Raw genomic sequence first — 19837 nt, forward strand, 5'->3', positions numbered from 1 at the left:
TCTAGCTTTTTGGTTGACTCAAAACGGCGAGATTATACGAAACACGACAGCAGAGAGTTAAGATATCTACGTCCTTTAGCGGTTACCTGCCAGTGACTCTCTGAAATAGACAGCAGCCCTTGGTGATGAGCATCAGACAGTGCGCGTTTAACGTCATCCGTTAACTCAGTACCTGTGAAGTCACTAAAATCACTCATCGGGCAAGGCTCAACTAAACGAAACCTGTTCATAAAGAATTCAAAGGGCAGGTCGTCTTTACTTACCAGCGTTTGCGTATCTAAATACGGGCGGCTCATTTCCATGTAGCCTCGAGGATGCTTCACTTTAACGGTACGATGAATAGTGCCATTAGCGGCATCGGTAATCTTTCCGTGGGCACCACAGCCAATGCCTAAGTAGTCGCCAAAGCGCCAGTAGTTCAGGTTATGGCGGCATTGGTGTCCTGCTTTGGCGTAACCTGAAATCTCGTACTGGTGATAGCCTGCACGCTCTAATAGGTTGTGGCCTTTTTCCTGTATTTCCCACAGAATGTCGTCGTCTGGCAGCGCTGGAGGCTTTGAATAAAAAGGCGTGTTTGGCTCGATAGTAAGCTGGTACCACGACAGGTGATAGGGAGCGAGCTCAATACCTTGCTTCAAATCTGCCATGGCATTCTCTACGCTCTGCTCAGGTAGACCATGCATGAGATCTAAATTAAACGTGGGTAGCCCCGCGCTGTGCGCTTGTTTCACCGCATTTTCGGCTTGGCTTTCATTATGAATACGGCCTAGCACCTTTAAATGCTTAGGCTGAAAGCTTTGAATACCTACCGATATTCGGTTTATGCCTGCCTGATAAAAGCCAGCGAACTTACCTGCCTCAACGGTACCTGGGTTGGCTTCCATGGTTATTTCAGCAGTGTCGCTTAAGTTAACCCGCTGTTTAACGCCGTTTAAAATGCCAGCCATGGCCTCGCTTGAAAACAAACTGGGCGTGCCACCGCCTATAAAGATTGTCTCGACAGGGCGGTCGCCAATGCGTTTGGCATCAATGGCTAAATCGTCCAGCAGATGCGCCACATACTCTTTTTCGGGCAAGTCAGACTTAAGCCCGTGAGAGTTAAAATCACAGTACGGACACTTTTGAACACACCAAGGAATGTGGATATAAAGGCTAAGCGGAGGATTACGCAAAAGTCGCTCTCATATTATCAAGCAAAATCGCTAGGGCGTTGCCGCGATGGCTAATGCGGTTCTTTTCGGCTTTCTCCAATTCTGCCGCAGTGCATCCATGAGTTGGCACGTGAAAAACGGGGTCGTAACCAAAACCGTCGTTACCAGAACGAGCAGTTAAAATTTCGCCTTGCCATTTACCTTGGCTAACTAATGGCACTGGGTCTTCCACATGGCGCATAAATACTAGAGTACAGAAGAAATGCGCTTTACGCTGGGTTTCGCCATCTAGGGCAGCTAATAGCTTGTCGATATTGGTATCGTCAGTTGCATCAGCGCCAGCATAGCGGGCTGAATAAATACCGGGTGCACCGCCAAGGGCGTCGACTACTAAGCCTGAGTCGTCAGCAATAGCAGGAAGGCCTGTTACTTGTGCCGCATGACGCGCTTTAATAATGGCATTTTCAACGAATGTTGTGCCTGTTTCAGGCACATCAGATACACCTAATTCTTTTTGCGCCACAACGTCTACACCGTAATCTGCAAACAAAGATGCGAACTCACGCACCTTACCTTGATTACCTGTGGCTAAAACAATTTTTTCTGGGAATTTCATTGTGTACTCTTTTGAACTGACGGTGAGCTAGAGCGGTGGGCTGCGGCTGCGGCCGAAACATTGCCTCCACAAACACGCGGTAAACACATCCATGTGCGCTCCGCTGAGAGGGTTTGTGTCGGCAATGTTCCACCTACATCCTGGCCCACCGCATTAACTCACTTGAATGTTACTGATCGACTATTTTCGCACTCTTTACTTTTTCTTTTTAGGCTTAGCTTTTGCCTTGGCTTTGTCTTTGGCCTTTACTTTTTTCTTTTTAGGGCCAATCTTAGGCGTTTTGTTTTTAGGGCGTAGCTCGTCAATAACGCGAGCTTTAAGTGGTTCGCCCATGTAACGTGCGGTTTTGGCTACCATGTCAAAATCGTGGGCCTCAACCAAAGATATTGCAGTACCCTTGGCACCAGCACGACCGGTTCTGCCAATGCGGTGCACATAAACGTCGGCTTTGCGCGGCATGTCGAAGTTAATAACATGGCTTACGTTGGGTACGTCGATACCACGAGCTGCAACGTCAGTTGCCAATAAGATTGGTACCTCACCACTTTTAAAGCGAGCCATGGCTGCATTACGTTTGTCTTGTGGCATTTCACCCTGTAGCCAGCACACTGGAATGTCTTTCGAGGCTAAGAAGTCCTTAAGCATTTGCAGGCGTTCGCGGGTTTTCACAAACACAACCGTTGACGTCGTCGTTTCTTGCTTCAAAATATTCACCAGCAACGCTTGCTTGTGATTCATGTCGTCAGCAAGGTGATACCACTGATGAATTTTGTTCTTTTCTTTGCGCGACGGATTCGCTTCCACAACTTCAGGGTTGTTAAGAATGTCGTGGGCGAAGGTCTTAACGCCTTTGCCTTCAAGCGTGGCAGAGAACAATAGGTTTTGCTTGCGCCAGCGCGCTTCGGCAGCAATTTGGTTAACTACCGTTGAGAAACCCATATCCAACATGCGGTCAGCTTCATCAAGAATTAAACACTCGATATCTCGGCAATCTGCGGCTTCTTTTTCGATATGCTCAAGCAAGCGACCTGGTGTAGCCACAAGAATATCAAGATTCTTGCTTAAGGTTTCTTTATCGGTACCGTAGTTAATACCACCGGTTATTACGCCGCACACAATTTGTGTGTGCTTTGTTATGGCTAAGGCTTGTTCGTAAACCTGTAGCGCTAACTCGCGGGTAGGTGTTAGGATCAAAATGCGTGTAGCACCAGGCTGTCTGCGCGGGTAATCAAGTAAAAATTGGCACGCAGGCAATAAGAATGCGGCTGTTTTACCGGTACCTGTAGGAGCAGAGGCCAAGATATCTCGTCCATCTAACGCATGCGGGATAACCAGTTCTTGAATGCTAGTTGGAGTTTCAAACCCCATATCGGCAGCTGCGTGACACAGTGCTTCGTCTAATTCGAGTTCTTCGAAAGTCATAGTATAAAAAACGCTCTAAATGAATGGGGCGTATTGTAGCATTGCTATACCAAAACATTGAGAAAAACTGGCGTTAAATTCGCACACCGTAGGTAAATACACATTCTGACGCTAACGGGTTGGTACAGTTGGCGTTAAGTAAGTGCAAGTGCGTTAAATCGAGCTTACTCACTTTATCCTCACTTTCAACCCGTGAAATTTCGAAGTAGTAGTTGGCGTACGGTGAATTGGGTTCTTGAAGCTCTAGGTAAGGAAACTGGCGATACTTCCATTTACCCTTTACGTCTTCTGAAGATATGGGCGTTTGAAGTGTGAGGGTATACGTACCGTCTCTATACAGTGTGAGGCGCTGGCCGTTCCCACATCCATTGGCGATATAGCTATGGATAAGATCTTGGGCAAGGAGGGTTCCGTGGGGGCGATTGCCGTCAGGGAACACGAACAGCGCCAAAGAGTTTTTAGTATACCAATGATTGCCTTGAGTGAGCGATTGGACACGGTTTATAGAGTAACCCGCATGCTCTGCGATGCTAGTGGTATTGTCGATTGCTTCTGGTGATTGTAGCAGCAATGAATAGAGCAACGTATTAGTAGACACGGATGTAGGAAAATCAAAGTCGTTCACTTCAACATTCAAGCCTTGATCCGTTAACTGTTCAGATAGGGCTTGAACTTTGGACGGCTCAAGATATTTGCCATAAAGGTAGACGGTTGGGGGGCTTGCACATCCACTAACTACAAGGGTAAAAGCTAAAGTTATAAGGTACGTTATTATTGTTTTTTTCACTTAAGAATCTCCAAGCCGATGCCAGATTTTTTCATTTAAAAGGGCGAATCGTTTGTTTAAAGCGAAGCGCGCTTTGAAGTTGTTATTTAACGAGCTGCGAACAAGCAACGAATAACTAGCGAGAAACTGTTGCACAAGAACGCACAAATATAGTTGAGGATTACATTTGTAATCTAAATTCGATAATAGCGACATGCTTAAGTTGTGTAAACGAAAACTTGTTAGCAAGAAGGTGGGGCAAAGGCTGTGAGGGACGGTATAAGCATTAGGTATATCACAGTGATGTAACCAGTGCGCGGTAATCCCAGCTTTGAAGCACGCCATTAGAGGAGAGGGTAACAACATCACCATCCTCATTAAGTGTAATAGCGTGAGTGGTGGCTTCGCTTGAGTAGCGCTTAATTTCCCATGAGGCTATCTCCTCGCAGTGTTAGCGTGTCATAGCGTCACCACTGATTTGGGTGATGTTGCTAAGTAGTTTTCTTTCGATCATTGCTTTAGCACAATTATGTATTAATAGAGGCAATAGCGGATAGCTTTGCCCGGTTAAGCGCGTCTTTTATTTCAGGGCCTTTAACGCCCGTGGCAATGATATCTTGCACGTTCACTTGGTTGGCGGCTGATAATGCATTTTCGATGCGCTTTTGTTGATGTTGCCAATCTATGCCCTTGTTATGAGCATAAGGCGCAAAAGCGCTAAGTAATAATGTGAAACGTTCCTCTCTACGCCATGCATCACAGCCATTGAATAAGGCAAGTAAATCGACGGGCGAGTTCTGCGTATTTAATAGAAGATCTTTAAACTTACAGGCAAGGCTGACGATTTCACTAACTTGGTTTTGCACTTTGAGCAGACTGCATAACTGTTTCGCTTCTTCCTCACTGAGGTGAGTGAGCAGGGCAGTAAACCTTGTTATCAGCCTAGCAGTTTCTGAATCGCTGCTTTCAGGTAATGGGGTTTCTAAACCCGTGTCTTTAACAACGCTTTCGTTTTCAGCCTTTTCTAGGTCTACCGCCGTTTTTAACGTTTCCAGAGCAGTATCTATGTTTCTTTCAAGCTCAGTAAACCAGTCATTGAGGCCATGGGCTTGGTTTAATACAGTGAAAAAAACATGCGGTGTTTTCTCTAAAAGACTACGCTTTGTTTCTTGCCATACCCGCTCAGCACTTAGCGTGCTTAACTCGCCGCTTTCGGCCATGGATTGCATAAGTGCCATGGTTTCAGTGGCGATGGTAAACCCTAAATAAGCATAGCGGGTTGCAAACCGAGCAACGCGAAATACGCGTAGAGGATCTTCACTAAAGGCTTCAGATACGTGGCGAAGTACGCGGTTTTCTAAATCTTTTTTACCACCATAGGGGTCGATAAGGTTTCCAAGGTTGTCTTGCGCTATCGCGTTAACGGTAAGGTCCCTGCGTAACAAATCTTCTTCTAACGTCACCGAGCTTGACGCATCGCATACAAAACCGGTGTAACCTTTTCCTGACTTACGTTCTGTACGTGCAAGTGCGTATTCTTCCTGTGTTTTAGGGTGTAAAAAAACAGGGAAGTCTTTGCCTACTTGGGTAAAACCCTGGCTGAGCATTTCTTCTGGCGTGGCGCCCACCACGACATAGTCGCGTTCAACAACTTTTCTGTTCAACAGTGCGTCACGCACTGCGCCACCAACGAGATATATTTGCATGCTCTTCCAACGATTTTTTAGTCAGTAATACTTTTTAGATTGGGAATGCATCGACTTTTGACGTGTAACGAAAATCAACCTTCCCAAGGTAACAGAGGCGCAGTATAGCAATGTTACAAATAAAATTCGTCGCCACATCGTTATGCGCTTTCACTTCAAGGTTGCGTCTGGTAGTTTAATCGTCGTTAAAAATTAAAACAGATAGGCGCTTCAGCAACCATGTATTTGAACTACTTCGGGTTAAATGACAATCCTTTTTCGATTGCGCCTAACCCCGATTATTTGTATATGAGCCCAAGGCACAAAGAGGCTTTGGCCCATTTGACCTTTGGCCTCAGAGAAAGCGGTGGTTTTGTAATGCTCACCGGAGAAGTGGGCACGGGAAAAACAACGGTATCGAGAAAACTGTTGCAGCAGCTACCCGATAATACGCAGGTAGCCATGATTTTGAATCCTACCTTATCCGCCCTTGAACTATTAGCAACGGTATGTGATGAGTTAGGCTTGGCTTATACACCTGAAAAAGTAAGCCTTAAGTACTTCACCGATTTGATTTTGTCTAAGTTAGCAGAGAATCATCAGTCAGGCATGAATACGGTACTAATGGTTGATGAAGCTCAGCATCTGTTGCCTGAAGTGCTAGAACAACTTCGTTTATTGACCAACCTTGAAACAAACCGTGAAAAGCTGTTGAAGGTCGTACTGATTGGTCAGCCTGAATTACAGCAGTTGTTAAAGCGTAACGAATTACGCCAGCTGGCCCAACGCATTACCGCTCGTTATCATCTGCTGCCCTTAACTGCGCCAGAAGTTAGTGCTTACATAGCACATCGCTTAAGCGTGGCCGAAGGTGATATCAGTATTTTTAGTAAGTCTACATTGCGCGCGGTGCATCAAATTACCGGTGGGATTCCAAGGGTAATTAATTTGCTGTGTGACCGAGCGCTAACCTTATCTTTTACTAAGCAGCATGCGGTTGTGCAAAAGCCTATATTCTTGGCTGCGGCCGAGCAAATTCTAGGTGCAGATGTTGTCAGTCAGCGCGTGCAAAGCCAGCGTAAATGGTATCTCGCATCGGCGTTTGTTTTGGCCATCCTATTCGGCTACGGGTTAGGGAGTTTGTATGTCTAATATCGTTGCCATTGAAAATTTAATGCCCGGTATGGTGATTGTTCAAATTACCAAGCAAAATGGGCCGGTTAAAATTAGAAAGTCGGGTTTAGTGACAAGCGACGCCATGGTGCAGGGCTTGTCTGAAATGGGCGTACAAGAGGTAGAAATAGACCCTGAGCAAACCGTGGAAATAGCGCCGGCAGTTCATCATAGAACACAAACCCAAGCTTTGCTTCGGGGCGAGCACGATACAAGCGCCACGTTTGATAAATCCCTTAATGAGCAGTTTAATCGAAGCTTGTTTTTACCCACAGTGGAAGGACTTCCGTCAGCATGGAAGCTTTACACCAAGCAAGCTGCCCTTTTTGCGGTCGTTATTCTTGGCGGTTTATGCATTGGCTTTTCCGCCGCTACGGCAAAACGCTGGTGGCCAATGCTAACTGCACCCGCTGCTGTACCGGTGGCAGACTCTGAAAGCTCAGTTTCACAGGTTGAAGCAAGCGGAGGCGCTTCAGCGCTTACGACCACGCAAAGTAGTAATGAAGCACCAGGCACTTCAAGCAACGAAAGTGAACAGGTATCTTCTAACATTCAGGGAAGTGGGCAAAGCGCAGGTTTAAATGAAACTGCTAACACGGCGGTAAATGCAAACATGAGTAACGGCAATGCAGCTCAGCAAGGCACGCAAGCGAACGCTATGGTAAATAACCAGTCTGTTGGCAACTTAGCTGCAACGCAAAATACTGATTTAGGTGCAGTTCCAAATACAAACCCAATCACAAATACAAACCCAAACACAACAGGTACTCAGAATCGCTACAATAACGATGTGTCCCAACGTTCTGGCGCCGAGCCAAGTAGTGGATATGAGCGTAGCTCTTCAATGGATACAAGACAAACTGAGACTTCAGGGAATTATGAAGGGAAAGTATTAAATGAAGCTGCGTCTCAATCTGACGTATCCGTGTCACCAGAGCTCATGGCCCGTTTTAATGCTGCCGTTGAAGCGCTAGACTCAAAGGCACAAGATAATACACCCGCTGAAGAGCAAACAAGGGTGACGGTTAAAGACGAACTACCCCGTGTAGATCAGCTACCAGTTCGCTTGTTAACACGACTTCCTACCATGAACTTTAGCGCGCATATGTATGCGTCTCGGCCTGCCGATAGATGGGTGAGAGTCAATGGCCGTCAAATAGGAGAGGGCGACTGGATTGCCGATAGAGTGCAGATCGTCAATATTGAAGCACAGCGTGTGGTACTGTCTTTTGAGGATGAACTCTTTACCATGGCGGCATTAACTGACTGGTAGTTGTTTTCATCGCACTCACAGAAAATAGCCACAAATAAGTTAGTGTATGAGACCCGTAAAAAAAGGCCCTGAATCAAGGGCCTCTGTGCAGTGCTTTTCGTTACCGATAATGGAGCAGTAAGGGGCTATAGCGGCATTTGGTTCACAAATACTTCTTTAAAGAATTTAGGTAAGTTCAAACTAAACTCTTCGGGGCGAACGCCTGACACAATCTCATCGTCGTACTGACTTAAATCAACGCGCTTAACTTCATTGAAATGCTGCGACGTAACGCTGTAAAAGGTCATAACGTGAGGGCTTACGGGGTCTTTAGGGTTGATCTTGCTCACAATACCTAATTTGCCGCTCTTTAATCTAACTAAAGACCCAACAGGGTGCACGCCAATACACTGGATAAATTGTTTTACCAATTCTTGGTCTAAGTTATCTGTCGCAGTTAGTCGCTTTAGCGCCTGAGTAGGCGTGATACTGTTTTTGTGAGTACGGTTAGATGTCATGGCATCGTATGCGTCCACAATGGCAGCAATACGCGCGAATTCTGAAATTTCGTCACCAACCAATCCTCTCGGATAGCCGCTTCCGTCAACGCGCTCGTGATGCTCTTCAATGATACGTAGCGATAGGTCAGAAATATCGCCACACTGTTCAACTAGGTCTGCACCAATTTCAACGTGGGTTTTCATCACTTCCCAATCATCACTGGAAAATTCGCCTGTGTTATTGCGAATTTCGTCTGGCAGGGAAGACATCCCGATATCCATCAACAGGGCACCTAAACTCACTTGCTCTGTGGTATCTCTGTCATAGCCAAGAAACTCACAAAAAATACCGCTTAGTACGCTGCAATTAATACTGTGCTCAAGAAGATACTGGTCGGTATCTTTAATCATAGTCAGGCAGCTCAGCGCATCTTTATTGTCGAATACACTTTCGATGAGGCTGTGCGACAGCGACTCCATCGGCGATAAATCTTTCACCGCCCCGTTTTTAAGCGACTTCAAAAAGCTACTTTGTATGGAAAGCGCACTGTCATATAGCTCGCTGGCTTCGGTAATTGAATCACGACCGACAGGTTTAACAACCGGTTTAGTCACTTCAGCCTCTTTTTCTTTATCTGGCTCGGGTGGCACAGCTGTCTCGGGCAGCTTTGACTTCGCAAGGTCTACCTCAACAATGATAATGCCTTTGGACTTAAGACTATTAATAATGGCTTGGGTTTTCACAATGCCTTTAGAACGCATTTTAAGTGAACCTGTTTGTTCAAGTACTTGATTGACGTACATTCCGGGCTGCAAATCATCAATGGGTACCTGTTCTAGCATTATCTCTCCTGTGAGGCACAACGTTGCCATAGCCTTTAATTACAATAGAAACGAATAGTACGATATTCCAGTGAAAAAAGTGAGGAGTTTATTAGCCTTTAGTATAGCTAGAGTCTGCGAGTATTCGATTAATGAATTCGTGAGAGAACGTGTGACGTGTAAATGTGCCGAAAATTAACTGATAGTTCAAATCAGGCGAACGGATATTCTCTATACCCAACGGTAATAGGTATCTTGATGCGGAGTTAGGTTCGAGGTATGGAGGAGAGAATTAAACAGGGTACCATCTCGCGACAGTACCCATGTGTCATATTAGGGCTTTGTTAAGCGCTAAAGCCCCACGCTTTTACAACCACGCAGGCTGTTTATCCTCGAAGGCTTCTATAGCACTTGTGAGTTCAAGCGTTTGACCGATAGCATCTAAGCCTTTAATAAGGTTGTTTTTGTGATGCTCAGCAATATCGAAGCTGAAGCTTGTATCGTTAAAACTTACCGTTTGCGCTGGAAGATCAACGGTGATCTTAGTTGCTGGGTCTGCCTTCACTGCAGCAAACAAAGCGTCCATTTGCTCGCTTGATAATGCCACAGGCACTAGCTGATTATTAATGCAGTTGCCGTAAAAAATATCAGCAAAGCTGGTGGCAATAACCGTTTTAAATCCAAAGTCGGCAAGTGCCCACGGCGCGTGTTCTCGGCTTGAACCACAGCCAAAGTTTTCGCGAGCCAGCAACAGACTTGCACCTTTGTGCTCAGGCTTATTCAGCGCGAACGCTGGGTTTGGCTCTTTCTCTTCTAAATCCAAATAACGCCAGTCGTGAAACAAATGTTTGCCGTAGCCAGCACGCGTTACGCCAGTTAGAAACTGTTTTGGAATAATTTGGTCGGTATCGACATTGGCCTGATCAAGCGGCGCAGCAATGCCTGTGTGTTGTGTAAAACCTTGTTCAGACATAACTTACTCCTGATAATCTCTAACGTCAGCAAAGCGACCGGTAATTGCAGCTGCGGCAGCCATTGCTGGGCTTACTAAGTGAGTACGCGCACCACGGCCTTGACGGCCTTCAAAGTTACGGTTACTGGTAGAGGCACATCTATCGCCTGCCACTAGCTTGTCGTCATTCATACCAAGGCACATAGAGCAACCTGGCAAACGCCACTCAAAGCCAGCATCGATAAAGATTTTATCTAAGCCTTCTGCTTCAGCCTGGCGTTTAACATTGCCTGACCCTGGAACGACAATCGCGGTAATTGAATCGGCGACTTTACCGCGCTTGGCGATTTGTGCCGCTGCGCGCATATCTTCAATACGACCGTTGGTACATGAGCCGATAAATACGTGGTTTACTGCAACGTCGGCAAGCTTTTCACCGGGTTTTAATCCCATATATTCAAGCGCTTTTACTGCGCTCTCTTTTTCAATCGGATCACTGAAGTCTTCAGGGGCAGGTACCGGTGTGTTTACGCCAATAACCTGGCCTGGGTTGGTGCCCCACGTAACCTGAGGAGCGATATCTGCCGCTTCAAGTTCAACCACAGTGTCAAAGGTTGCGCCTTCTTCGGTATAAAGGGTTTTCCAATAAGCGACAGCGTCTTCCCAGTCCTGTCCCTTAGGTGCGTATTCGCGGCCTTCAAGGTAGGCAAATGTTGTTTCATCAGGTGCTACAAGGCCAGCTTTCGCGCCAGCTTCAATACTCATGTTACACACCGTCATGCGCTCTTCCATGCTCAAACCGCGAATAGCTTCACCTGCGTATTCGATGACATGGCCAGTGGCGCCAGCGTGGCCAATTTTGCCGATAATGGCAAGAATGATGTCTTTTGCGGTGATACCGACAGGAAGCTTGCCATTTACGTTGATAAGCATACTTTTCGCGCGGCTTTGCTTTAGCGTTTGCGTTGCCAATACATGCTCTACCTGAGAGGTACCAATACCAAATGCCAGCGCACCAAATGCACCGTGGGTTGCAGTGTGTGAGTCACCACACACCACCGTCATACCAGGCTGAATTAGACCTAATTCCGGGCCCATAACGTGCACAATACCTTGCTTTTGGTGACCCACGGGAAATAGCTGAATGCCGTGTTCTTCACAGTTTTTTGCTAAGGTTTGTAGCTGAAGCGCATTCGCCGGACCACAGGCATCGATTGCCAATGAACGGGTTGAAATGCTGTGATCCATAGTGCCAACAGTGCGATCAGGGCGTCGAACTTTTCGGCCTTTTTCATTAAGGCCTGCAAATGCCTGCGGTGACGTCACTTCATGAATTAGGTGACGGTCGATATAAATTAAGCTGTCTTCACCGATTTGGTCAATAATGTGGGCTTGCCACACTTTGTCATATAAGGTCTTGGCCATGAGGTTGTTTTACTCCTGCGCCATTAATTGTTTAACGATTTCATCGCCTACTTGCGACGTGCTTGCCGCTTGGCTGCGTTTATCGGCAGGTAATAACTCGCCTGTAAGTACACCTGCTTCTAGTGTTGCCACTACCGCCTTTTCAATTGCGTCGGCAGCGTCATTCAAGTTCATGCTGAAACGCAGCATCATGGCGGCCGATAAAATTTGTGCGATAGGGTTAGCAATGCCTTGCCCTGCAATATCTGGGGCCGAACCGCCTGCTGGCTCATAAAGGCCAAAGCCTTCTTCGTTCATGCTTGCCGATGGCAACAAGCCCATAGAGCCCGTCATCATAGCGCATTCATCAGAAACGATATCGCCAAAAAGGTTTGAACACAGCATCACATCGAACTGCGCTGGATTCTTCATTATTTGCATAGTGGCGTTGTCTATATAGATGTGGTCTAGCTCTACATCTGGATAATCTTTTGCTACTTCTTCAGCAATTTCACGCCATAGGCGGCTAGTAACCAGTACATTAGCTTTATCGACTGAGGTAACTTTGCCACGGCGCTTTTGCGCTGCTTCAAATGCTGCAATAGCAATACGGCGAATTTCGCGTTTACTGTAGCGCATAGTGTCATACGCGAATTCTTCTTCGCCTTCACCTTCTCGGCCCTTCGGCTGACCAAAGTAGATACCGCTGGTTAGCTCACGCACAACCAAAACATCTACGCCTGATTTAGCAATGTCTTCGCGAAGGGGAGATAGGCTTTCAAGGCCCGGGTAAATACGAGCAGGGCGTAAGTTGCTGAACAGATCAAAATGGCTGCGAAGGGTAAGCAATGCTGCACGCTCTGGGCGTTGTTCTAGCGGCAAGGTGTCCCACTTAGGGCCACCGATACTGCCAAACAAAATTGCATCGGCTTGCTCGCAGCCCAATAGCGTTTTTGAGGGTAGCGCTTCGCCTTCAGTATCAATGGCGTAGCCACCCACAGGATATGCAGTTCGGTTTAGGGTCACGTTAAACTTCTTTTCAACAGCATCTAAAACCTTATTGGCTTCCTGCATAACTTCTGGGCCGATACCGTCTCCGGCTAATACGGCAATTGAATACTGGCTCATTTATACTCCTGCAACGCGTTCTTGTTGATTTTTTTGCTGATCAATTTGATCGGCTAAATAAGTGTTGTTTAATACGAAGATAAGGGCTTTTACGCCGGCTTCTACAATGTCTGTAGCCAAGCCGATTCCGTGGAAACGACGACCTTTGTAGGTAGCGATTACGCTCACCTGTGCTAGAGCGTCGGCACCTTCACCTTTTGAATCTAATTTGAAGTCGACAACTTCTAAATCTTCGTGACCTAGTATAGACATTATGGCTTTATACGCCGCATCTACAGGGCCATTACCAATGCTTGATTGAGTAATTTCTTCGTCGCCCACTTTCATTTTGACCGTAGCGCTTGGGATTATTTCACGGCCTGAGTTTGCTTGAAGGTAAAGCAACTGGAAGTGTGCTTGGTCGTGCTTTTGCTTATCGAAGAATAATAATGCTTCAAGGTCGTAGTCGTATACTTGACCTTTCTTGTCCGCTAACTTCAAGAAAGCGTCGTAAACGGCCTCTAGGTCGTAGTCTTCCGCTTTATAGCCAAGTTCAGTTAAGCGGTGCTTAATCACATGACGGCCAGAGCGAGACGTTAGGTTTAAATTGTTTTTATTAATACCCACACTTTCAGGGGTCATAATTTCATAGGTATTTTGCGCTTTTAAGACACCGTCTTGGTGAATGCCTGATGAGTGACTAAACGCATTCGCACCTACAATAGCTTTGTTGGCCTGAACCGGCATATTACAAAGCTGGCTAACTAATTTAGAGGTGCGAGAAATTTCGGTTGAGTTGATATTGGTATCAATGCCCAACATGCTCTTACGGGTTTGCAAGATCATCGCGATTTCTTCAAGCGATGCATTACCAGCACGCTCACCAATTCCGTTTATAGTACATTCAACCTGTCTAGCCCCTTGCTCAACAGCTGCTAATGAATTTGCTACCGCTAAGCCCAAGTCGTTGTGACAGTGAACTGAGATTGTCGCTTTGTCGATATTAGGAACACGGTTAAACAATTGCTGGATAATACCGCCGAATTCTGTAGGTGTGGTGTAGCCCACTGTATCCGGGATATTAACGGTAGTTGCACCAGCATTAATCGCAGCTTCTACCATGCGGCATAGATAGTCGATGTGCGTACGACCGGCGTCTTCACAGGAAAATTCAACGTCATCTGTGTATTGACGTGCATGCTTAACCGCCTTCACCGCCATTTCAACAATTTCATCTTGTGACTTGCGAAGCTTGGCACCTACGTGAATCTCTGATGTTGCGATGAAAGTATGAATACGGAATTGTTCTGCGACGCTTAGCGCTTGACCACAGGCATCAATATCGCCTGGCAAAGCACGAGATAGGCCACAAACAACAGAGTTTTTAACCTCTTTCGCAATCATTTGCACAGAGCGGAAGTCACCAGGAGAAGATACGGGGAAACCCGCTTCAATAATATCTACGCCCAAGCGTTCGAGCGCCAGCGCGATCTGTAATTTCTCTTTGGCACTTAGGCTTGCAGGTAAGGCCTGCTCACCGTCTCGCAATGTGGTATCAAAGATCTTCACTTGATTTGTCATGACGCTCTCTCAGTTTAATAGTTAAAAAAAAACCCGTGCTTGGCACGGGTTTTTGTGAAATTAAATCGCTGGTCGCAATCTACCCGTGCAGTCTGGCTGCCATAAGGAGTAGAGATAGAAGAAGGAAACGAATACGCATTTGTTGTTTCTTTGCTGACCAAGTTGATAGCGACAATGTACCCATGTGGCATGAAGAGGTCAACCATTGTTTACAATAATGAGTATATTTTTAGTGTATAAGAGGGTGATTTTAATTATTTAGGATAGTTATCCTAACTTTTATTTGAGGAAAGTTGTTTTTGTCATTTTAATTGCTTTTAAATAGACATTTAAGCGGGTGATTTTTGGTTTTTAGGACAGGAATACTAAATTTTAAGTTTTTCGGGTAGGGTTGATTTTGGTTTTTTATTCATTATTTATGATTTTATATTTTCGTAACGTTATATGTTTGCTCCTCAAACGATAGGGCGGGTTCTGTTTGACTGCGAAAAGATGAGTTATCTACCGAAGCTTTAATTATAACTTTTTTGAATTTTGTCTTGAACATATTGCGAGAGTGCTTAATTTTTGTGTAGCTTCTGGGCTAGACTTTTTTTGAAGTGATAAGCTGTATCAGCTCGTAGTGGCTTGCAGAAAATACTTGGATGTTTTTTCACCAAGATACTTTATTGAAACAGAACGGATGACTGGGTTATTCATGAATTTGATTGATTATAAAAAAACAGTATGGAAATACATTACTATAATGATTTTTTTGATACTGTCTTCCTCTACTAGCGCAAATGAAGACATTACTTGTGTGGAAGTGCTAAGTACGATTCAAGGTTACAGTTTAGGGCACAGTGCGTGTTATAACGCTGATGCATGCTTCCACGCTGGAGTGCTGTTCTCGGATAGCAAATGTGAATTGTATGACCCTACAAAAGCTGTCAGTTTCTTACAAAAAGCCGCAGACATGAATCATGTAAATGCGCAAGATTACCTAGCAAGTTTACTTTCTTCCAACGAAATCCCTCCGGATTATGAACGTGCAGTAGCGCTTTATGAAAAAGCCGCCAATCAAAATCACTTAAGATCTCAATTTGTGTTGGGAGGAATTTATTTAGTTGGCGACTGGGTAGAAAAAGATCTAATAAGATCGGCTTACTGGTATCAAAAGGCCGCAGAACAGGGCCATGCTTCTGCCCAATATTATCTTGGTTTTTTCTATATTCAAGGTGTTGGAGTAGCCAAAGATAATGATAAAGGTATAGCATTATTGCAAAAATCAGCAGCCCAAGGGCATCAAGGAGCAGCAGAACTACTGAATAAATTGGGTATGTAGCAATGGCTTCTTTCGTGGTTTATAAGAAATATGTTTGTCGCAATGAGTGCTAGATTACATGCGCATTTTTCGTAGAATTTTTAATTTTTCAAAAAAACTAACTGTTACGTCCAATTCCGAAGTATTGGTAGAGGATATAAGGGCGACTCTTGCTGAGGTAATGGAACAAAACCAAAATATTGTAGGGCAGAGTTATACGACTTCAGGCTTCAACAATCATGAGTTAGTAAGTGATGCAGTATACTTTGTTTATGATTGCCTCGAAGGTATTAAATTTGAGTATTCAGACGCTGAACTGGTGGCAGCAGTACTCGCTGAAATTCGAAGTAAAAAGCATGTCTTTGAGAGTAGAATCTACGACCCAGATGGCATCATTTCTGGGACGCTAGTAGACATCGAAAATGCCTTGAAGCAAAAATTTAGTCCTAAAGCGTTAGATTAGAAGTGACTACACCAGTATGTGCATATTGACCTTACAAGAGCAGACAGCTGAAACATTTGCCAATGACATGAAAAGCCTTGGCTTTGAATGCAACTTTTCGTTGCATAGCCTTTTGAATGATATTGATGGGATGCTTAATTCTTCTAGGATATCATTGGATGATAAGAGCCCTTCTGGTTATACGTATCTAGCGGGCATTCAGGCATATATTGGCGAGACATTGAAAAGGCTCTATAGCGGTGAGTGGCAAGGTAAATTTATTATTGATACACCCGAGTCCAATTTTTACACGGCCTACTTGAGTTTTGGAGAGTTTAATTTCTATCCTGCGCGTTTTCTCTCTTATCGTTTAGGAAATGGAGAGGCTCTCGAAGGAACATTTAAGGATTATCTCGAGCGAGTTTTACCTAGCATCATCGGCGAAAAAAATCCCCAAATTTCTAGTCCACAAATAAAAGAGATAAAACTAAAACGTATTGCACCTATGGTGCTAGTCGTTCTCTCTTTGTTCGGCGTGTTGACTGCAGCATTCAATGATGTGGGTAAGCAGCAGGCAATTATCAATTGGCCAGAAATTGATGCCTTTAAAGCTGAAATGAATATTTTGTCGGTGCACCCTGATGACGGCTATGTATACAATCGCTTCGTTGTCATGTCTGAAAGAATACCTGAAATTTTAAGTCTACATAGAAAAAGTTCCAATTATGATCCGGATTTTGTAGCTACGCTGAGTACATGGAAAGCGAGTGTCGATACTGCAAGAGCGTTTAATTCTCAGGTGCCTAAAGATTGCGAAACATGGGAGGCAGTATTTAAATTGACTTGGGGGGAAGACGAGGTTTTATGGGATGATGACACAAATAGCCTTTGGGCGTTGGTTTTGCAGTTTTGTGAGGTGTCGCCACCTTTGATAGAGAGATAGACGCATTCTAGCCATTAACACTACTCGATAGGAAGCTCATTATGTCATCGATAACTCTTCATTTTGACTTGACTTACCAAAAGGAAGAGCACGCCCGATTAGTATTTGAAGCATTCAGCCAATGGCCAACTTTGACAATCAGGAAAAAGAAGCCTGATGTAAGGCGGCTTACTATCATAGAACGCAGTATGACATGGATTGGTTATGAGTTTAATCATATATATCGGGAAGTATTTGAAAAACAAAATGTGATTCTAGAAAGGCCACCAAGGAGGGAGCAAAATACTATCTCACTCTTGTTTTATTGTAGCAAAATAAACGGATATCACTTTTTCCATTTATTCTTTGAAGAACTTTCTATGTTACCGGTCACGATAGCTGGATATTTACATAATGATATGGACGGATACACAGAGTCGAAAATCATCACAGTGCTGTAATAATTTTAGGTAAAAAACTTTAGTGCAACTCTAATCTCAACCTAACACCTACCGCTATTGCCACCTTGTTGTCGTACCGAAGTATCTCATTTTCTCAATAAAGTAAACTGTTTCCAGTTTACTTGCGTCGACAAGCGCATTTCTCTGAGCGTGAGCGAACGCGGTGAACGCTTGGATTTAAAACTCCATGCGTGGCCACAGCATGCGGTGGTCATTATCGCTTTTGAAGGCCGCAGCAGTATTTTATTTTGAACTGAAAGTGACGTGGCCTCTTCAAATTCATCGCGCTGTGTAGTTGAAGAAATGCACGCCCCTGTATTAGTAAACCATCCATTTTTGTTCAAATGGAGCTGGGTGTTGTCTTGATTTACCATATCAATGGAATCAAGCTCGATGTGAGAGCCTTCCATATTTAAGACTAAAACCGGTACAACAAGGCCGTACTTAGCGTTCTTTGTATACCATTCTTCTCGTTTTTCTACATCGTCTAGATGATTAATGCCCGGACACTTCGCAGATTGCTTGGCATACCAACTTCCATTATGAGTGTCTGTTTTTAAGGGAGATGGATTAATTGTGTTGCCGTTATCTACCATATATCGAGCAATGGCTTTTACGTGGTACGGAAGGCCGCCCATTCGGCGTCTGAGTAATGACAAGTTTTTTATCTCACTATGAGCGAGAGAGATAATTTCTCTTTCATACAGAGCAGTACATATTTCATTGAATTGAGGGTGGCTTCCGCCGAGTTCACCAGCTTCACTGAAAAAGCCAACTTGGGAGTTGGGTGCAGAGTGGGAAAGTTTGTCGCCTGAAGCCATCGGGATTATCAAATACCTGTCTAAAGTCTTTTAACCCTAGCAAGATTAAGCGCTTGTTGCTACACGGTTTCGTTAAACAATGCGAATAATAGACACAAAAAAGCCGCTATATAAAGCGGCTTTTCATCATTTTCTTAGGCGTAAATTATTGACCTTTGATTTCGCTGCGGCCTTTGTAAGTTGCAGCGTCACCAAGTGCCTCTTCAATGCGCAGAAGTTGGTTGTACTTAGCAACACGGTCAGAACGACATAGTGAGCCCGTCTTAATTTGGCCCGCCGCTGTACCTACTGCTAGGTCAGCAATGGTCGCATCTTCAGTTTCGCCAGAACGGTGAGAGATAACTGCTGTAAAGCCAGCGTCTTTCGCCATCTTAATTGCGTTAAGGGTTTCAGTTAATGAACCAATTTGGTTGAACTTGATAAGGATTGAGTTACCAATACCGTTATCGATACCGCGCTTAAGAATTTTAGTGTTAGTTACAAATAAGTCGTCGCCAACTAGCTGTACTTTGTCACCAATTTTCTTAGTTAGGCTTGCCCAACCGTCCCAGTCGCTTTCGTCTAGTCCATCTTCAATTGATACAATTGGGTACTGTGAAGAAAGGTCTGCAAGATAATCGCCAAACGCTTCTGAATCGAAGCTCTTGTCTTCGCCAGAAAGTACGTATTTGCCTTCTTTGTAGAATTCAGACGCTGCACAGTCTAGTGCTAGCGTAATGTCTTCATTCATCTTGTAGCCGGCATTTTCAACGGCTTCAACGATAACTGCTAGTGCTTCAGCGTTTGAGCTAAGGTTAGGTGCAAAACCACCTTCGTCGCCAACTGCTGTATTAAGGCCTTTAGCAGAAAGTACTTTCTTAAGTGCGTGGAAGATTTCAGCACCCATACGTAGTGCTTCTTTGAAGCTCTTCGCGCCAACTGGCTGTACCATGAACTCTTGAATGTCTACGTTGTTGTCAGCGTGCTCACCACCGTTGATGATGTTCATCATAGGTACTGGCATAGAGTATTGGCCAGATGTACCGTTTAGGTCTGCAATGTGCTCGTAAAGCGCTACGCCTTTTTCCGCCGCAGCCGCTTTAGCTACAGCAAGAGAAACTGCAAGAATTGCGTTTGCGCCAAGGGTCTCTTTGTTTTCTGTGCCATCAAGGTCAATCATGATGCCGTCGATATCAGCTTGTGCTAGTGCATCTTTGCCGATAAGTGCTGGCGCGATGGTATCGTTAACTGCTGCAACTGCCTTTGTTACACCTTTACCTAGGTAACGAGACTTGTCGCCGTCGCGTAGTTCTAGTGCTTCGCGGCTACCAGTAGAGGCACCAGATGGTGCTGCAGCTCGGCCCATTACGCCCGATTCTAAATATACGTCTGCTTCTACAGTAGGGTTTCCGCGTGAATCTAAGATTTCGCGTCCGATAATGCGACTAATTTTCGCCATGTTTTTTCCTCAACAATTG

At 44.9% G+C, this 19837-nt stretch carries 18 protein-coding genes; 6 read left to right on the top strand and 12 right to left on the bottom strand.

Annotated elements, in window-relative coordinates:
• Positions 1 to 32: 32 nt before the first annotated feature.
• The 5 genes from hemW to ACXAGV_RS10330 all read right to left on the bottom strand — a co-directional run bounded on the left by hemW (position 33) and on the right by ACXAGV_RS10330 (position 5661).
• Complete coding sequence (gene hemW, locus ACXAGV_RS10310) at positions 33 to 1172, bottom strand: radical SAM family heme chaperone HemW (protein WP_474873174.1); 1140 nt, start codon at positions 1170 to 1172, stop codon at positions 33 to 35.
• A complete protein-coding gene (locus tag ACXAGV_RS10315) occupies positions 1165 to 1767 on the bottom strand; it encodes an XTP/dITP diphosphatase (RefSeq protein WP_474873175.1) in 603 nt (200 codons plus the stop codon). Before ACXAGV_RS10315 ends, hemW begins: the two co-directional genes overlap by 8 nt.
• A 195-nt stretch (positions 1768 to 1962) precedes the next feature.
• Positions 1963 to 3189 (bottom strand): ATP-dependent RNA helicase SrmB, encoded by a 1227-nt coding sequence (gene srmB, locus ACXAGV_RS10320; protein WP_474873176.1) that lies wholly within the window; start codon positions 3187 to 3189, stop codon positions 1963 to 1965.
• Between the two features lie 73 nt (positions 3190 to 3262).
• On the bottom strand, positions 3263 to 3976 hold the full coding sequence (locus ACXAGV_RS10325; protein ID WP_474873177.1) for a hypothetical protein: 714 nt from the start codon (positions 3974 to 3976) through the stop codon (positions 3263 to 3265).
• 506 nt (positions 3977 to 4482) lie between these two features.
• Positions 4483 to 5661: a tRNA nucleotidyltransferase/poly(A) polymerase-related protein gene (locus ACXAGV_RS10330; RefSeq protein WP_474873178.1), complete on the bottom strand. Its 1179-nt coding sequence runs from the start codon at positions 5659 to 5661 to the stop codon at positions 4483 to 4485.
• Positions 5662 to 5880: 219 nt separating this feature from the next.
• Between ACXAGV_RS10330 and ACXAGV_RS10335 the strand changes: the two genes are divergently transcribed.
• A complete protein-coding gene (locus ACXAGV_RS10335) occupies positions 5881 to 6792 on the top strand; it encodes an ExeA family protein (protein ID WP_474873179.1) in 912 nt (303 codons plus the stop codon).
• A complete protein-coding gene (locus ACXAGV_RS10340; protein ID WP_474873180.1) occupies positions 6785 to 8086 on the top strand; it encodes a general secretion pathway protein GspB in 1302 nt (433 codons plus the stop codon). The genes ACXAGV_RS10335 and ACXAGV_RS10340 overlap by 8 nt, the downstream gene beginning before the upstream one ends.
• A 125-nt stretch (positions 8087 to 8211) precedes the next feature.
• Here the strand turns inward: ACXAGV_RS10340 and ACXAGV_RS10345 are convergent, their stop codons facing one another.
• The 5 genes from ACXAGV_RS10345 to leuA form a co-directional block, all read right to left on the bottom strand.
• On the bottom strand, positions 8212 to 9408 hold the full coding sequence (locus tag ACXAGV_RS10345) for an HD-GYP domain-containing protein (protein ID WP_474873181.1): 1197 nt from the start codon (positions 9406 to 9408) through the stop codon (positions 8212 to 8214).
• 346 nt (positions 9409 to 9754) lie between these two features.
• The gene (gene leuD / locus ACXAGV_RS10350; RefSeq protein ID WP_014948483.1) at positions 9755 to 10360 is read right to left on the bottom strand and encodes a 3-isopropylmalate dehydratase small subunit; all 606 of its coding nucleotides are present in this window, start codon (positions 10358 to 10360) and stop codon (positions 9755 to 9757) included.
• A 3-nt stretch (positions 10361 to 10363) separates the two neighbouring features.
• Positions 10364 to 11764 (bottom strand): 3-isopropylmalate dehydratase large subunit, encoded by a 1401-nt coding sequence (gene leuC / locus ACXAGV_RS10355; RefSeq protein ID WP_474873182.1) that lies wholly within the window; start codon positions 11762 to 11764, stop codon positions 10364 to 10366.
• A 9-nt stretch (positions 11765 to 11773) separates the two neighbouring features.
• Positions 11774 to 12871, bottom strand: a complete 1098-nt coding sequence (leuB, locus tag ACXAGV_RS10360; RefSeq protein WP_039223340.1) for a 3-isopropylmalate dehydrogenase — start codon at positions 12869 to 12871, stop codon at positions 11774 to 11776.
• The gene (gene leuA / locus ACXAGV_RS10365) at positions 12872 to 14431 is read right to left on the bottom strand and encodes a 2-isopropylmalate synthase (RefSeq protein ID WP_474808415.1); all 1560 of its coding nucleotides are present in this window, start codon (positions 14429 to 14431) and stop codon (positions 12872 to 12874) included. It lies immediately after the preceding gene.
• 640 nt (positions 14432 to 15071) lie between these two features.
• Between leuA and ACXAGV_RS10370 the strand changes: the two genes are divergently transcribed.
• From ACXAGV_RS10370 to ACXAGV_RS10385, 4 genes are read left to right on the top strand one after another with little or no spacing between them, the layout of a single operon-like run.
• A complete protein-coding gene (locus ACXAGV_RS10370; RefSeq protein WP_474873183.1) occupies positions 15072 to 15755 on the top strand; it encodes a tetratricopeptide repeat protein in 684 nt (227 codons plus the stop codon).
• 58 nt (positions 15756 to 15813) lie between these two features.
• Positions 15814 to 16197, top strand: coding sequence for a hypothetical protein (locus ACXAGV_RS10375; RefSeq protein ID WP_474873184.1), 384 nt, complete (start codon positions 15814 to 15816; stop codon positions 16195 to 16197).
• Between the two features lie 16 nt (positions 16198 to 16213).
• Positions 16214 to 17119: a hypothetical protein gene (locus tag ACXAGV_RS10380; RefSeq protein WP_474873185.1), complete on the top strand. Its 906-nt coding sequence runs from the start codon at positions 16214 to 16216 to the stop codon at positions 17117 to 17119.
• 41 nt (positions 17120 to 17160) lie between these two features.
• Positions 17161 to 17559 (top strand): hypothetical protein, encoded by a 399-nt coding sequence (locus ACXAGV_RS10385; RefSeq protein WP_474873186.1) that lies wholly within the window; start codon positions 17161 to 17163, stop codon positions 17557 to 17559.
• Between the two features lie 86 nt (positions 17560 to 17645).
• Here the strand turns inward: ACXAGV_RS10385 and ACXAGV_RS10390 are convergent, their stop codons facing one another.
• Positions 17646 to 18380 (bottom strand): hypothetical protein, encoded by a 735-nt coding sequence (locus ACXAGV_RS10390; RefSeq protein WP_474873187.1) that lies wholly within the window; start codon positions 18378 to 18380, stop codon positions 17646 to 17648.
• 145 nt (positions 18381 to 18525) lie between these two features.
• The gene (eno, locus tag ACXAGV_RS10395; RefSeq protein ID WP_014975823.1) at positions 18526 to 19818 is read right to left on the bottom strand and encodes a phosphopyruvate hydratase; all 1293 of its coding nucleotides are present in this window, start codon (positions 19816 to 19818) and stop codon (positions 18526 to 18528) included.
• Positions 19819 to 19837: the final 19 nt, after the last annotated feature.

The sequence above is a fragment of the Alteromonas sp. ABH4_453 genome, from assembly GCF_056160665.1.